At 65.2% G+C, this 15,701-nt stretch carries 13 protein-coding genes; 8 read left to right on the top strand and 5 right to left on the bottom strand.

The annotated features are described in order from the left end of the window. The first annotated feature begins 6 nt into the window (after positions 1-6). Entirely contained in the window at positions 7-471 is a 465-nt protein-coding gene (locus L21SP4_RS03675; protein WP_052881391.1) for an iron-sulfur cluster assembly scaffold protein, read from the top strand. Here L21SP4_RS03675 and L21SP4_RS03670 read toward each other — a convergent pair. The 3 genes from L21SP4_RS03670 to L21SP4_RS03660 form a co-directional block, all read right to left on the bottom strand. Continuing rightward, positions 444-1,877, bottom strand: a complete 1,434-nt coding sequence (locus tag L21SP4_RS03670; protein WP_052881390.1) for a DegQ family serine endoprotease — start codon at positions 1,875-1,877, stop codon at positions 444-446. The genes L21SP4_RS03675 and L21SP4_RS03670 overlap by 28 nt on opposite strands. A gap of 85 nt (positions 1,878-1,962) precedes the next feature. Continuing rightward, entirely contained in the window at positions 1,963-3,324 is a 1,362-nt protein-coding gene (locus L21SP4_RS03665; protein ID WP_052881389.1) for a sigma-54-dependent transcriptional regulator, read from the bottom strand. Continuing rightward, the gene (locus L21SP4_RS03660) at positions 3,321-4,547 is read right to left on the bottom strand and encodes a two-component system sensor histidine kinase NtrB (RefSeq protein WP_052881388.1); all 1,227 of its coding nucleotides are present in this window, start codon (positions 4,545-4,547) and stop codon (positions 3,321-3,323) included. The genes L21SP4_RS03665 and L21SP4_RS03660 overlap by 4 nt, the downstream gene beginning before the upstream one ends. Before the next feature lie 264 nt (positions 4,548-4,811). Here L21SP4_RS03660 and mutS point away from each other — a divergent pair, with 264 nt between their 5' ends. The 7 genes from mutS to L21SP4_RS03625 all read left to right on the top strand — a co-directional run bounded on the left by mutS (position 4,812) and on the right by L21SP4_RS03625 (position 13,505). Beyond that, complete coding sequence (mutS, locus tag L21SP4_RS03655) at positions 4,812-7,316, top strand: DNA mismatch repair protein MutS (protein ID WP_052881387.1); 2,505 nt, start codon at positions 4,812-4,814, stop codon at positions 7,314-7,316. Between the two features lie 158 nt (positions 7,317-7,474). Next, positions 7,475-9,454: a tetratricopeptide repeat protein gene (locus tag L21SP4_RS03650; RefSeq protein WP_052881386.1), complete on the top strand. Its 1,980-nt coding sequence runs from the start codon at positions 7,475-7,477 to the stop codon at positions 9,452-9,454. Between the two features lie 52 nt (positions 9,455-9,506). After that, positions 9,507-10,691 carry a glycoside hydrolase family 10-like protein gene (locus L21SP4_RS03645; RefSeq protein WP_052881385.1) on the top strand — a complete coding sequence of 395 codons (1,185 nt, stop codon included), beginning with the start codon at positions 9,507-9,509 and terminating at the stop codon, positions 10,689-10,691. Between the two features lie 246 nt (positions 10,692-10,937). Beyond that, entirely contained in the window at positions 10,938-11,666 is a 729-nt protein-coding gene (pyrH, locus tag L21SP4_RS03640; RefSeq protein WP_052881384.1) for a UMP kinase, read from the top strand. Between the two features lie 18 nt (positions 11,667-11,684). Then, entirely contained in the window at positions 11,685-12,248 is a 564-nt protein-coding gene (gene frr, locus L21SP4_RS03635; RefSeq protein ID WP_052881383.1) for a ribosome recycling factor, read from the top strand. Positions 12,249-12,291: 43 nt separating this feature from the next. After that, complete coding sequence (locus tag L21SP4_RS03630; protein ID WP_052881382.1) at positions 12,292-12,861, top strand: flavoprotein; 570 nt, start codon at positions 12,292-12,294, stop codon at positions 12,859-12,861. Next, positions 12,858-13,505: a phosphopantothenoylcysteine decarboxylase domain-containing protein gene (locus tag L21SP4_RS03625; RefSeq protein WP_052881381.1), complete on the top strand. Its 648-nt coding sequence runs from the start codon at positions 12,858-12,860 to the stop codon at positions 13,503-13,505. Before L21SP4_RS03630 ends, L21SP4_RS03625 begins: the two co-directional genes overlap by 4 nt. On the opposite strand, the gene L21SP4_RS03620 is transcribed toward L21SP4_RS03625, so the two are convergent. Continuing rightward, positions 13,489-14,022: a GtrA family protein gene (locus L21SP4_RS03620; RefSeq protein ID WP_052881380.1), complete on the bottom strand. Its 534-nt coding sequence runs from the start codon at positions 14,020-14,022 to the stop codon at positions 13,489-13,491. The genes L21SP4_RS03625 and L21SP4_RS03620 overlap by 17 nt on opposite strands. Positions 14,023-14,643: 621 nt before the next feature. Further along, positions 14,644-15,693 carry a hypothetical protein gene (locus L21SP4_RS03615; protein ID WP_052881379.1) on the bottom strand — a complete coding sequence of 350 codons (1,050 nt, stop codon included), beginning with the start codon at positions 15,691-15,693 and terminating at the stop codon, positions 14,644-14,646. Between the last annotated feature and the right edge of the window lie 8 nt (positions 15,694-15,701).

The raw sequence follows: 15,701 nt of genomic DNA, 5'->3' as shown, positions 1-15,701 counted from the left end.
GGAGACATGAACAGCTTCAGCAGGGCATTCAAATCCGTGCTGACGGGACGCCGGGACGAGGTGGTCACGGACGCCCCCTACGAGGACTCCGGGTACATCCGCTGGGCGCGCGTCCGCGACTGGTGCGGGCGGATCGAAGATCCGTCGGCGACGGCGACGGTGAAGGGGCCGTGCGGCGACGCGATGACGATCGACCTGGACATCGCGGAGGGAGTGCTCCGCCGGGCGCGCTTCGAGACGGACGGCTGCGCGGCGACCTACGCCTGCGGCTCGCTGGCCTGTTCGAAGGCCGAGGGCCTCGCCGTCCTCGAGGCCCTCCGCATCCATCCCCGTATGCTGCTCGGCGAACTGGACGGCATCCCGGGCGACCACCTCCACTGCGCGATCCTCACGTGCACCGCCCTGTATCGCGCCCTCGCGCTCTACCTCCTCGCACGGGACCCTCAGTCCTCGAGCTTCAGCGGGACATAACGCGTGCCGCGCGGACCGCGGACCAGCAGGAGCACGAGCCCGCTCTCCTCGGACTGACGCAGCGCCTTTTTGAAATCGCCCACGCCTTCCACTGGCTGACGGTTTACCTCGAGGATGAGGTGTCCGCGCCGGATTCCGTGGCGCCATGCCCGGCTTCCCTGGGCCACGCGTTCGACCACGACGCCGCGACCGAGATCCTCGTATCCGAGTTCCTCGGCCATTTCCGGGGTCAGTTCCGTCACGGCGATTCCGAGGTCTTCCACCATCTGCTCCGTATCCGCCGCGGCCATTTCCTCTTCTTCGAGCCGCTGCAGGGTCGCCTTGACCTTTTTCATCCTGCCGTCGCGGTTGATGCGCAGCTCGATCGTCGTGCCGGGGGGCGTGGTGGCGACCTCGTTCCGGAACGACCCCATATCCTCGACCGACCGGCCGTTGAATTCGAGGATGATGTCGCCCTGCTCGAGGCCCGCCTCATCGGCCGCGGACCCCTCTTCGACCTGCGAGATCAGGATGCCGCGGGCCTCGTCGAGTCCGAAGGATTCCGCGAGTGTCTCGTCGACCGGCTGAATGTAGACCCCGAGGTAGCTGCGGGTGACCTCGCCCTCCTCGATGAGCTGCTGTTTGACGATCTTGGCCATGTTGATCGGCACGGCGAACCCGATGCCCATGTAACCGCCGCTGCGGCTGTAGATCGCGGTATTGATGCCGACCACCTCGCCGTCGATGTTCAGCAGCGGACCGCCGGAATTGCCGGGATTGATCGCGGCATCGGTCTGAATGAAATACTCGTAATCGGTGATGCCCATGTTGCTCCGGCCTTTGGCACTGACGATACCCGCGGTCACGGTTTCGGTGAGGCCGAAGGGGCTGCCTACGGCGAGCACCCATTCACCGATCCTGATGGCATCGGAGTCGCCGAGTTCGAGTACCGGGAGGTCTTTTCCGTCGACCTTGATCAGCGCCACTTCGGTCTTGGTATCGGCGCCGATCAGTTCCGCTTCGAGCTCACTGCCGTCGCGCATGGTCACGGTTATGCTCTCGGCGTCCTTCACCACATGGGAATTCGTAAGGATATAGCCGTCCTCCGTGATAATGAATCCGCTGCCCTGTCCCCTCTGGCGGTACTCCCGGGAGCGGGGCTGCTGCTGCGGTCCGCCGCGTCCTTCAAACGGCGAACGGAAGAAAAATTCGAACGGCTCCGGGAACTGCGGCATATTCACTTCCACCGTCCGTTCCGCCTGCACGAAGACGACCGCGTCCACGGCGTCTTCGGCGATACGACTGAACGCGGCGCCGGTTTCCCTGAGCAGGTCCGGTGATTCGGCGGGCGCCGAAATGGCGGTCGGTGCGGCGAGACAGAGCGTCATCAGCCCGGCCAGCGTGCTCTTCCAGAACGTGAACTTCATCCGTGTCCCCCTTTCGCGGGTCTGTGTTCCGGCCGCGGATGACGGCCTGTTTCCGACTCTTCGAGTCCCGGAGTGCGGGACGCGTTCAATAATTCTGCAATCCGTATTCGTTCAGCTTGCGGTGCATGGTTCTCCGGCTGATGCCGAGCTGCTCGGCGGCTTTCGTACGGTTGCCCTGGGTTTCCTTCAGTGCGCGGAGGATCATGCGCATTTCCATGTCCCGCAGACTGCCGGCGCCGGCCTCCCCTCCGCCGGCCTGCGCGCGGGCCGGGTCGACCTGCGCGCGGATTTTCGGCGGGACATCGCGCACGCCCAGCTTTTCGCCGCGCGACATGACGACCATATTCTCGACGGCATTGCGAAGTTCGCGCACGTTACCCGGCCATTCATAGCGACTCAGCAGCTCCGCGGCGTCCTGGGTAAACCCTTCGATCCGCTTGCCGTTTTCCCCGCTGAACTGCTGAAGGAAGTGATTGAGGAGCAGGGGAATATCCGCCGCGCGTTCGCGGAGCGGAGGAACCGTGATGGAGACGACGTCGAGCCGGTAGAACAGATCTTCGCGGAAGGCCCCCTTCTCCACTTCTTCGGTGAGATCGCGGTTGGTGGCCGTCAGCAGCCGGGTATCGACTTCCACCGACTCGGTCCCGCCTACGCGTTCGAAGGCGCGCTGTTCGAGCACCCGCAGAATCTTGACCTGGATGGACGGGTCGATCTCGGCGATTTCATCGAGAAACAGCGTGCCGCCGTCGGCGCGCTCGAACCGCCCCCGGCGCCGTTCGACCGCGCCGGTGAAGGCCCCCTTCTCGTGGCCGAACAGTTCACTCTCCAGGAGGTTGCTCGACAGGGCGGCGCAGTGAACCGGAACGAACGGGCCCTGCGCGCGCGGGCTGAGGCGGTGCAGGGCGCGGGCCACCAGCTCCTTCCCCGTACCGCTCTCGCCCTGGATCAGAACGGTGGCGCGCGAAGGGGCCACCTGCCGTATTTTATCGAAAATGCGCTGCATGGGTTCGGACTGCCCGATGATGCTCTCGAGGCCGTACTTGGTGTCGAGCTGCTCGCGCAGTGCGCGGTTTTCGGTCTGCATGCGCCGCGATTCCAGCGCCCGGGAGAGCACGAGTTCCAGGCGGTCGAGATGGACCGGTTTCGTAAGGAAATCGTGCGCCCCGCGCTTCATCGCCTCGACCGCCTTTTCGATCGACCCGTACGCCGTGAGCAGGATGCAGGTCAGTCCGTCCTGTTTCGCCAGCGCACGCTGCATCAGCGTGATGCCGTCCATGCCCGGCATCCGGATGTCCGCCAGGAGCACGTCGATCGACTCCTCGTCCAGGATCTCCAGCGCGCTCTCGCCGCTGTCGGCGAGCAGAATGCGGTAATCGCCGCGCAGGGCGCGGGCGAGTCCGTCGCGCGTGTTCTTTTCATCATCCACGATCAGTACGACCGGTTTCATGCGCCCTCCTCTTCACACCCCTCCGCCGTGGCGGCCGTATCGTTCTCTCGCGCGTCCGCGGGCGCCTCGAGCAGCCGTACGCGATGCTCCTCGCGGGGAAAGTACAGGACGAAGCGCACGCCGCGTCCCGGTTCGCTGTGAATCTCCATTTCGCCGCCGTGATCGCGGACGATGCGCTGCACGATCATCAGCCCCAGCCCCGAACCCGAGGGCTTGTCCGATTTGAACGGTTCATAGATCCGGCTCATGGTCTCGGCGGATATGCCCGGACCGTTGTCCTGGAAGCATATGCGGGCAAATCGTTCATCCATCTCGATGGAGACGCGGATGATGCTCCTGGCGGGCAGGGACTGCAGGGCGTTTTTGAACAGGTTGAAGAAGACCTGCTTGAGCTGCGTCTCGTCGGCGGGCACCGGAGCGAGCTGCTCCTCCTTCCAGTCGAACTCCAGGATCAGCCCGCGGTCGTCGAGTTCGGACTGCATGAACCGAAACGACTCCTCGAGGACGCGCTCGATCCGCACCGGTCTGCGCTCCGGCTCGGAGGGGCGGATCGCGCGCAGAAACTGGTGGATTATCCGGTCGAGCCGCGTCACTTCGCCGCCGGCCACCTCAATCAGTTCCTCGATGTTTCCGCGGACCTCCTCCTCCTCGATCGAACGCGCCTCGCGTTTGAGAAGCTGGAGGTGGATGTTGAGCGAATTGAGCGGGTTGCCGATTTCGTGCGCGACGCCGGCGGCGAGGATGGTGATCGCCTGCATGCGCTCGGATTCGATCGAACGCGCCGTGGATTCCCGTGCGCGGGTGACGTCCCGGAGAATCACCACCGCCCCCTCCTCGTCGTCCGTCCCCGCGGAGAGCGGCATGACATAAAACTCCACGTAACGGTGTTCGGGGTAATTGATCTCGACCTCGCGGCGGACCATCCGCTCCCACTCGCCCTCGTCGAGATCCATCAGCAGATCCCAGTCGAGCCCCTCGATGTACCGGTTCAGCGGCTGTCCCTGCACGCCGTCCGCATTGAATCCGAGCATCCGCTCCGCAGCGCGGTTCGCGTACTGCAGCCGCCCCCGGCGGTCGAGCAGAATCAGCCCCTCCTGCAGCGCCTCGAAGATGGCCTCCCAGACCCCCTTCTCCTTCGCCAGCAGAAGGAACTGCCGCTGCAGACTCCCGCGGTCCAGTTTGTCCAGCCGCTCGATGAGGCGGTCCCAGTATCGCGTCTTCATAGCGCCCTTTTTACACGATCCCGCCGGGGTCTGCGCAAGGATAAACGGGACAATATGGCGCGGGCACGAATCGTGGGCTCCGTGCCCTGTGGTGAAGCTCGGTACCGATCGCGATTGTTCCTCTCCCCCCCTCCCGGACGGATAAAGTTTTGCGCTCGGCGGGGAAGATCGTTACGCTGCCACCCTTTACCGCGGTCGATCGCGATCGGCGCGGCCGATGGAAGCCCGACGGGACCCGAGACAGAACCACGGCGTGACGGAGCGATGGCGAAGAAGCAGACCCCCATGATGGAGCAGTACCGGGCGATCCGCCGCGGGCTGGGCGCGGACACGATCCTCTTCTTCCGTCTCGGCGATTTCTACGAGATGTTCTTCGACGACGCCCGGGAGGCGGCGGGCATACTGGACATCGCCCTCACCCGCCGCAACGGCATCCCCATGTGCGGCGTACCCTATCACGCCTGCGAAAACTATGTATCGAAGCTCATCCGTGCCGGAAAAAAGGTGGCGGTCTGCGACCAGGTCGAAGAGCCGTCGCAGGGCAGGAAGGTCGTCGCCCGGGAGATCACCGGAATCATCACGCCCGGAACGGTGCTTGAGGAGAGCGCGCTTGAATCGAAGCGCAACAACTACCTCGCGGCCCTGATCGGCGACAAGGGCCGCTTCGGCCTGGCGCTGCTCGACCTCTCCACGGGGGATTTCCGGGTCGAGGAATCGGAGGACGCGGCGGCGGTCCGTGAAAACCTGCTGCGCTACGACCCCGCGGAGTGCGTGATCCCCGAATCCGATCACGAAAAGGGGCGTTTCAGCGACTGGCTGAGCGGCGACGGGGCGCCGGCGCTGACGCCGCACGAGGACTGGACGTTTGAGGAGGACAGTGCGCAGGAGTTCCTGACCCGGCACTTCCGGACGCGCGGACTGGAGGGATTCGGCTGCGCCGACCAGCCGCTGGGGCTGAGGGCGGCGGGCGCGGTGCTGCACTATGTGGGCGATCAGCTTCAGCGCGATCTCTCCCACGTGACCCGCCTGCGCGCGCACCATCCGGGCGATTACCTGCTGCTCGACGAAACCACCGTCGCCAACCTGGAACTCGTCGCCGCGGCGGGGAGCGCGCGGTCCGGGACGGGGCCCACCCTGCTCAAGGTGCTCGACACGACCCGTACGGCCATGGGCGCGCGGCTGCTGCGGCACTGGATCCTCCGGCCGCTGCGGCGGGCGGACGCGATCGAGCGTCGTCTCGACGCGATCGAGGCGTTCCGCGCCGACCGCAACCGACTGGATGCCTTCCGCGAACACCTGCGCGAGGTGAAGGATGTGGAGCGTCTTGCGGCGCGTCTTCACTCGGGCACCGGCTCGCCGCGCGACGTGCGCGCCCTGGCCTGTTCGCTCGAACGTATCCCCGAACTGCGCGCCCTGCTGGACGACATCGGATGCGCGCCGCTCGAGCATCTTCGCGACGAGCTGTGCGACCTGCCTGAACTCCGTCGGCACATTCAACGCGCGATCGTCGACGAGCCTCCCGCCCTGCTGAAGGACGGCGGGGTCATACGTGAGGGGTACCACGCCGAGCTGGACGAACTGCGCGACGCCGCCGGCGAGGGGAAGCAGTGGCTGGCCGATTTCCAGGCGCGCGAACAGCAGCGCACGGGCATCCGCACCCTCAAGGTTCGTCACAACAAGGTCTTCGGCTATTACATCGAGGTCACCAAGAGCAATCTGGAGCACGTGCCGGACGAGTACGTCAGGAAGCAGACCCTCGTGAACGCCGAGCGGTACATCACGCCCGAACTCAAGGAGTACGAGAACCGCATCTTCGGTGCGCAGGAGCGCTCGCTGGCGCTGGAGCAGGAACTGTTCGCCGAACTCCGCCGGCAGGTGCTGGAACACACCGCGGAACTGCAGTCCACGGCCGCGGCGGTCGCCGGGCTCGACGCACTCGCGACGCTCGCCGAGCGTTCCCTTCTGCTGGGGTACGTGCGGCCCGAGATCAGCGAGACGGACGTGCTCCGCATCCACAACGGCCGTCATCCGGTCATCGAGCAGATGCCCGGCGCGGAACGGTTCGTGCCGAACGACACCGAACTCAACCAGTCCAGCGACCGTCTGCTGATCATCACCGGCCCGAACATGGCGGGAAAATCCACTTACATCCGGCAGGTGGCGCTGATCACCATCATGGCGCACCTGGGATCTTTCGTGCCCGCGGAACGCGCGGTGGTGGGCCTGACCGACCGCGTGTTCACCCGCATCGGCGCGAGCGACGACCTCGCGGGCGGGCGGAGCACCTTCATGGTAGAGATGCAGGAGACGGCCAACATCCTGAACAACGCCACGGAACGCAGTCTGATCGTACTCGACGAAATCGGCCGCGGCACGAGCACCTTCGACGGCATCAGCATCGCCTGGGCGGTGGCGGAGCACCTGTGCCGATCCGAACCAAGCGGAGCGCGCACGCTTTTCGCGACCCATTACCATGAATTGACCGACCTGGCGCGCACGGTCCCCGGGGTGCGGAACTACAACGTGCGCGTGCGCGAATCGGGCGAGCGCATCACGTTCCTGCGCAAGATCGCGCCCGGTCCGGCGGACAAAAGCTACGGCATCCAGGTCGCCCGTCTGGCGGGTCTTCCCCCGGAAGTCATCCGCCGCGCTTCCGAGATCCTCGAAAACCTCGAAGAAGGCGAGTTCGCCGAAAGCGGCCAGCCGCGCCTGGCGCGCCACCGGCCGAAATCCAAACGGGAACACGACCACCAGATACCGCTGTTTTGAGTGAGAAAGCTGCAGGCTCCCTGGGATCTCCCTCACCCAATCAGATTTCAGGTTTCAGCCCTCACACTCACCTACCCCCTACTCCTTGCTTGTCCCGAGACCCCGAGTGCCTATACTCTGCGACACGAACTAATCAGCGGAACGGAGGGACGCCCGGCATGAAAGAGCAGATACGGCACCGTGCAGGATGGTTTTTTCTTCTCGGCCTTATACTCATCACCCTGTTCGGCATCCGGACGCTATCCTCGCCTGATATATTTACGCATCTGTCGCTGGGACGGCATATCGCGGAGGAGGGTCTGCCCAAAACGGATCCGCTGACGTACAGCGCGGCGGAGATGGACTGGGTAGACACCACCCCTCTCTACGACACCCTCAGCTACCACCTCTGGAACGCGGGCGGCGCGCCGCTGGTTACGATCTTCCATGTCGTCTGCGCCGTGGCCGCTTTCGCCCTGATCGGGCGCGTCGCGCGGAAATGGGGCGGCGACGTGAGCATCGGGTTCGCGCTGCTGCTCTGCGCCTGGCTGATCTTCCCGGTCTTTGAACCCGACCCGATCTTTCCGGCCATGGTGTGCTTCGCCGTCTTCTTATTCGTGCTGGAGGGGACGGATCGGCCTCTGCTGCGCTGGATCGCGCTGCCGCTGGTTCAGATCCTGTGGACGCAGCTCCACCCCTCGTTCATCCTCGGCCCGATCCTGATCCTGTTGAACCTCATCCAGCAGGCGGTCGATGCACGGCTGGCCCACATCCCGCATTATCGCGGCGCGGCGGTCAAGGAGCGCACCTCGCTCATGCTGGTCGCCCTGCTGGTCACCCTGCTGAACCCCTACGGCTTCGGGCTGCACCTGCACCTTATCCGCCAGGGAGGCGCGATCCTCTTTCCCGCGGGGGCGGTCTTCATCTCTCCCTTCAGCCATCTCTTCGGCGAACTCGGGCTCAAGAAACTCATCACCTTCGTGCTGATCCTCGGCGCGGGCGGGTTGATCACGCTGAAGCGGCGGCTGCCCGTGATCATCACCACGCTCGCCGTCGCGGGAGCGTTCATGATCGTCCGCTCGCTGCTGCTGCTCGACGTCTTCGTGTTCCTCGCCTTCCCGTTTATCGTACTCAGCTTCGACGCCATAGGGTCGTTCATCCAGGACAGTATGAAACCGCTGTTCAACGACCGCCCGGTCTGGCTGGGCCGGGCCGCCTGCATCGCGCTGGCGCTCCTGATGGTCGGCTCGGCGCTGGGCGCCGCCACCAACGCCCTGTACATCAACACGGGCAGCCGGAGCGGGTTCGGGCTGGGGGTCGCGAAGGACGCCTATCCGCATCTGCCGGAAGAACTGGTCGGCGACCCCTCTTTCCCCGAAAAGATCGTTCATTTCGCGCCGGACGGCGGCTACCTGTCCTGGACGCTCGACCGGCCCGTACTGTTGGATCTGCGCAACGATCTTTTCTCCCCGTCGTTCTACGAGGAAACACTGGCCGGTCTCAGCGGCGCGTCCGAACCGCAGTGGAACGACATTCTGAAGCGCTGGCTCCCCCGGGGGGCCGTGCTGAATTGCGGCCATCCCGCGGCGGCGGGAACGATCCGCCACCTGCTGTCCCCGCCGCGAAACTGGCGTCTGGCCTACTTCGACGGCGCCACGGCCATTCTGCTCACGCCCTCGACGCGCCACCTCCCGCTCCTTCAGCGCTCCGACCTTCAGCAGAAGGGTCTCGACCGCCTTGAGGAAGTCCGCCGCACTTACCGCGAGGAGGCCGGAGGTTGGGTGCGTCCTCCGATCCCCACCGCGCTCGTCGGGGGCGGCGCGGTATTCCGTGCGCTGAACCGCTATCAGGCCGCCTCGAGCATCTACGCCGCGTTGCTGAGCGGCGCTCCGCAGATGGCGGGCGCCTGGTACGGCTACGGCCAGGCCCGCCTGAATCTCGAGGATTACGATGAGGCGATCGACGCCCTTGAGCGCGCGGTACACCTGCACCCGCGGAACGGCAGCTACTGGCTTCTGCTCCACCAGGCCTACCGGGTGGCGGGTCAACAGCAGCAGGCCGAAAAGGCCCTCGTCAAAGCCAGAAAATACTATCGCCCGTCGAAGTCCGTCACGGACACCACCAACGAGCCGCCGGCCCGGGAGACGGCTCCGGAATAAAGGGACCCGGCAGTCCGGGCACGGAACACACCGGGCCGGAAGCTGCGCCGCCATGGATCGCCGCAAGACCTTAACCGCCCTCGCCGCCCTCGCAGCCCCGCCGGTGCTGCGCGCCGCCGGCCGCCGTCCGCCTCCCGCCTCACCGGAGGAACCCCGCCGACCGGTGAACGCGCTCTGGTCCACCCGCTTCGACTACAAGGCCCCCTCCGACGTCCGCCGGATCGTAAATAATGCGGCGGACGTGGGCTATTCCGACCTCTTTTTCCAGGTCCGCGGCAACGGCACGGTGTTCTATCGCAGCGCGTACGAACCCTGGGCGTACGAACTCAGCGGATCCTCGCCGGCCTTCACCGGCCGCAATCCGGGCTGGGATCCTTTGATGACGGCGGTCAGGGAGGGGGCGAAGCGCGGGATCCGCATTCACGCCTATGCAAACGTGCTTCCCGGATGGCGCGGCCGCCGCGAGCCGCCGCGGGAGTCGGGCCAGCTCTGGGTCCGCCACCGCGACTGGTTCATGGTCGACCGCCTCGGCGACCGCATGAAGCCCACCAGCAAGTGGTACACGTTTCTCAACCCCGCCCACCCCGGCGTGCGCCGCCACCTGATCGGTGTTTTCGCCGAACTGGCCGCCTATCCCGTGGCCGGAATCCATCTCGATTACATCCGCTTCCCCGAGGACTACCACCTGGTCGCCCGCGAGATCTATCCCGATGCCCCGCAAACCGAGCTGCGGGCACGCTCGGACTTTTCCTACGACCCCGTCTCGCTGCGCCTGTTCGGCGACCGCCCCGCCGAAGCGCCCGGGGAGTGGGACCGCTTCCGGCGCGCCGCCGTCACCCGGGTCGTGCGCGATATCGCCGGTGCCGTGCGCGCCCGGCGCTCGGACTGCCTGCTGTCGGCGAGCCTCATCGGCGATCCCGTGCGGGGATACCGCGACGCCTTCCAGAACGGCATCGAATGGACCCGCCGCGGCTGGCTGGACTGGGCGGTTCCCATGCTCTACGGAACGGACGGCTTCGCGGAAAACCTGAACGGCTATACGGAGCGGCTGGGCCCCGGCCTCGCCGCCCGCAGCCTCGTGGGCGGGCTCAACGCCGCCAATCCGGCCCCCGACGTGCTCCGCCAGATCCGCTCGCTCCGGGCCGCCGGCTGCCGCGGCCAGGCCGTCTTCGCCTACTCACACCTGTTCAGCGGCACCCGCCTCACGGCGAAGGGACGCGCACTGTTCGGGGGATGAGGGAGAGGAGTCAGAGTCTGAGTCAGAATCAGAGTTAGAGTCAGAGTCAGAATCAGAGTCTGAGTCAGAGTCAGAGTCAGAGTCAGAATCAGAGTTTGAATTTGAGTTTGAAACCTGAGAGCTGAGACCTGAGTAAGAAAAAGCAGGAACACTCAAGTTTCAGGTTTCAAACTCTTCAAAGCCTCAACAAACCCTTTCCTCACGGCAACGATTTCCGTACACTCCTCCGAAACCACGCGGAGCAACATGAATACACCGGCACGTCCCAGGGTAAAACGGGTTCTTCTGAAGTTGAGCGGGGAGGCCTTTCAACCCCGCAACGGGGGACAGGGCATCGACCCCGATGTGCTCGCCTCGCTCGCGGCCCAGCTTCAGGAGTTGAGGGATCGCGGGGCCGAAATCGCGATCGTCGTCGGCGGCGGCAACATCTTCCGCGGCCTCAAGGGCGTCGACTCCGGCGTGGACCGCACCGCCGGCGATCACATGGGCATGCTCGCCACCGTCATCAACAGCCTCGCGCTCCAGGCCGCGCTCGAGAAGCGCGACATCCCGACCAGAACCATGACGGCCATCTCGATGCCCGCCGTGGCGGAGCCCTTCATCCGCCGCCGCGCGATGCGCCACCTGGAAAAAGGCCGGGTGGTCATCTTCGGCGCCGGCACCGGGAATCCCTATTTCACCACCGACAGCGCCGCGGCGCTGCGCGCGACCGAAATCCGCGCCGATCTGCTGATGAAGGGCACCAAGGTCGACGGCATCTATGACAAGGATCCGATGGAGAACTCCGACGCGGTTCGCTACGAGAGCGTGACCTACGACGAGGCGCTGAAAAAGCAGCTTCGCGTTATGGACGCCGCCGCTTTTTCGCTCTGTATGGACAACGAGATCCCCATCGTGGTGTTTAATTTTTTCAAGAAAAACGAGATGGTTCGCGTGTTCGAAAGCGAGCCCGTGGGAACCCTCGTCCATCAGTAGCCGGAAGGAGGAACGACTATGAACACCCTCGAGGACGTACTTAAAGACACCCGCGAGCGCATGGATAAGGCCGTGGAATACCTGCAGGATGAGCTTTCCGGACTCCGCACCGGAAAGGCGTCGCCGAGCCTGGTCGAGAATATCACCGTGGATTACTACGGCACCCCGACCCGGCTCCGCGATATCGCGAACATCGCCACGCCGGAGGCCCGGCTGATTACGATCTCGCCGTTCGATCCCTCGTCGCTGCAGGCGATCGAAAAAGCGATCACGGCCGCAAATCTCGGGATCACCCCGATGAACGACGGGCGCATCATCCGTATTCCGATCCCGGAGCTGACCGAGGAGAGGCGCGAGGAGCTGAGCAAGGTGGCGAAGCGGATGACGGAAGAGCAGCGCGTGGCGGTACGCAACGTCCGCCGCGAGGCGAACGATCAGATCAAACAGCTCCAGAAGAACGGCGATATCACGGAAGACGATCGTGACGACGCGCTGGAGGAGACCCAGAAGCTCACCGACCGGCACATCAAGAGCATGGACGAGATGCTCGAGGCCAAGACCACTGAAATGATGGAGGTCTGAGGCTCTCCCGTCCAGGGTGTCGGGAACGAGCGGGCTGCGGTGCATGAGTGAACCACGCGCACATACGAAGATCCTTCTCGGTATCGGCGGCGGCATCGCGGCCTGCAAGGCGGCGACCGTCGCCAGCCGGCTCACGCAGCGGGATTTCGAGGTGCATGTGTTGATGACCCCGGCCGCGGCGCGTTTTGTGCAGCCGCTTACCTTCGCGGCCCTGACGCAGCGTGAAGTGCAGACCACCATCTTTCCGGAGGACCCCGGCGGGGTCCCGGAGAGGCTCTACCCGCATCTCTTCCCCGCATGCGAGGCCTCGGTCTTCGCGGTGCTCCCGGCAACCGCTGATCTGATCGCCAAGCTCGCCGCCGGCTTCGCGGACGACGTCGTCTGCGGAGCCGCCCTCGCCCTGCCCGAAACCTGTGCGAGAATCTTCTGTCCCGCCATGCACCCCCTGATGTGGTCCAAGCAGGTCGTGGGCTCCAATGCCGCCACCCTGCGCGAACGCGGATGGGCACAGATCGGACCCGATCGCGGCCCTACGGCCTGCGGGGCGGAGGGTCCGGGCCGCATGAGCGAGCCGGAGGAAATCGTGCAGGCCATTCTTGATTCGGTCTCATGAGCCCGCGCGTGCTCATCTTTTCGGGCCCGACCCGCGAACACCTCGATCCCGTGCGATTCCTGAGCAACGCATCCTCCGGACGCATGGGCCGCGAACTGGCCCTCGAGTCGCTGCGCCGCGGCGCGAAGGTCGATTTCGTGACCGGTCCCGTCGATCCCGCCCGGCTCCCCGCCGGCGAAAGCCTCACTCTTCATAGGGTCACCTCGGCCCGGGAGATGCTGGAACGCGGTCGCGTGCTTTTCCGCTCCTGCGACGCGGCCCTGTTCGCCGCCGCGGTCGCCGACTACGAACCGGCGGAGTGCCGCGACCGCAAAATGCCGAAATCGGAATGCACCCTGACACTTGAGTTCCATCCCACGCCGGATGTCGCCGCCACACTCTGCCGCTCCAAACGGGCCGGCCAGTGGACGCTCGGGTTTGCGCTCCAGAGCGATTCCGGCCGTGAGCAGGCGCGGGACAAGATGCAACGCAAACACCTCGACGCCATCCTGCTGAACACGCCTGCGGCGATGGAGCGCGATACGCTGACGTGCGCCCTGCTCACGGCGGCGGACGGGACGTTCGACGACTGGGGCACGATTTCCAAGACGGAGTGCGCGCGCAGGATCGTCTCCGCGATACCGCACTTCAGCTGTGAAAAATGAAGAACTTGCGGCAGGTGAAATTGATCAGTACCGCCGCAACGACGGCGCCGATGTAAGAGTACGTGGTTTCAAATCCGACTTCGATCAGCAGTCCGCCCAGCCATGTCCCGATCAGGAAACTCAGAATCGCGGCACCGTAGAACATCATGAGTTCGTGATGGCGCTTATGCCGGCCGGAACGGAAGACGAAAAAGATGTTCATCAGGTAGGCGGTGAAATTGGAAAAGAGAAACGCGATCGTCTTGTCGATCCAGTAGTGACGCAACCGCACCGCCTCGCTGATCGGCTCGACCTCGAGCCCGAATATCTTCACAAAGGGGTCGGTAGGGCTTAAGGCGGGAATGAGGAGCCACGCGAGCAGATAAAACACGGTGGCGTCGACCCCCGAAGCGAGGCCGCCGGCGATACCGTACTTGATGAACTGGAGCACCGGGTGTTCCTTGTTCATCAGCAGACGCCGCCACAGCGGAAACGCCGCCGCTGCGCCATGATCTTCAGGGGTGCCTTCCTCGGCCATACGCTCCTGTCCCGGTTCCCGTGTCAGGGGGCGTAGTCTCTATATTCCTCCCCGGCCTGTCGAGACATTCTGGTTCTTCGCAGATTTTTGGTTGTTCGCGGCTTTTTGTGGTGGAGCCATTCGGGGAAGAGGCGGGATGGGAGACGACAAACGTTCGTAGTAGCGCCGTAAGCGCCCGAAGGGCCAAGGCGCGTGATATCGTTCGTAGTAGCGCCGCACGCCTGCCCCCCGGCAGGCCAGGCGCGTGAAGATAACGGCCCTGGCCCTGCTTCGCAGGCCTGCGGGCCTACTACGAACTTTTTCCGCTGCGCGGACCTGCGGGCCTACTACGAACATAAGAGAGAACGCTATCTCTTTGCCTGTGCTCTTCTCATTCATCTTTGCGATCTCTGCGCCTTGGCGAGAGACCTTTCTTGTGTTTTCGGCACCGGATTACACCGATGACACGGATGGGATCTCGAAATCCGAATCGAAGTCGAAATCGGGATTCAGAGAGAACATAATTCGTACTCGAGTTCCTTGAACATCGGGAGTGGGATCGCGCCTTCGGCGCTCCGAGTACTCGTACGAGTGCGAGTACGGGTTATGTTCACCCCTTCATGCTCCTCATGGCCTTCAACGTCAGCGGACCGCTTCCGCGCTCCCGGCGCGCATTTCGATCTCGCCCCGGTAGAGTTCGATCGTGCCCCGGACCCGGTACCAGCCGCCGGGACGCCAGCTCCCGGCCAGGGCCGGGTCCCAGAAGACCGCGCTCCAGTAGCCTGTCCGGTCGCGGAACAGGGCAAGTCCGGGGCGGTTGCGTCCCGTGGCCGGCGTCGCCAGGCGGCATAGACGCCCCGTGCGGGTCACGGTTGCGCCGACCCGCGCCGGCCCCCACTGCGCCGCGAACCGGCGCCGCCCCGCCTCGGCGTGCTCCAGGACCCGCAGGGCCTCCGGATCGGTCAGCCTCAGCGCGGGCTGCCCCTCCAGCCGATCCCGCAGGGCGCGGACCCGCACGCGGGCGCCCCGCCTCAACGCGGCCCGGTCCGGGATCGCCTCGTAAAGCGAGGCCCTGAAATACACGGGAACACGGACCCCTCGCTCCTCCAGCACCAGACACCAGGGCCGCCCCAGACCGCGGGCGGGTATACGGACGGATGTCACACGACCCGACGCCGTGACGGGCGCATAACGATCGAGTGCGGCGGGATCCGCGCCGGACCATTGAATGGCGCGAAGGGGCCGTATCTCCAGACAACGCACCGAAGGCACGCGCAGCACCGGCTCCCGGTTCCGCATGACCTTACGTCCCTGCGCGACGACTCGGTCGCCGGGACGGAACGACGGCAGGGCCTCGCGAGGCACTGGAATCCGGAGGTTCACGACGCGGCCTCCGCCGGAGACTTCGAGCAGAGCCCCCTCCGAGAGACCGGTCGCAGGAGCGCTCAGAGTTCCGCGCAGACGGAGCTTCGTTCCTGCTCCGCAGAGATGAAACAGGCCCGGAACGGCTTCGTGCACGCATCCGAAAGACACGCATAGATAGGCGGCGGCGAGGACCAGGGGAGCCGCGGACCGCAGGAATGCCGCGGACCGCAGGAATGCCGTGGAGCGCGCAGACCGCACCCGGCCGCAGCGGCTGCAGCGCCGCGCATGACCGGCCGGCCGGTGACAGTACGGACAGATCGACGGCATAAGAAGGA

The organism is Kiritimatiella glycovorans, assembly GCF_001017655.1.
GTDB classification, from domain to species: domain Bacteria; phylum Verrucomicrobiota; class Kiritimatiellia; order Kiritimatiellales; family Kiritimatiellaceae; genus Kiritimatiella; species Kiritimatiella glycovorans.
The sequence above is the reverse complement of the archived record's forward strand: the minus strand, read 5'-3'. Positions and strand labels throughout refer to the sequence as shown.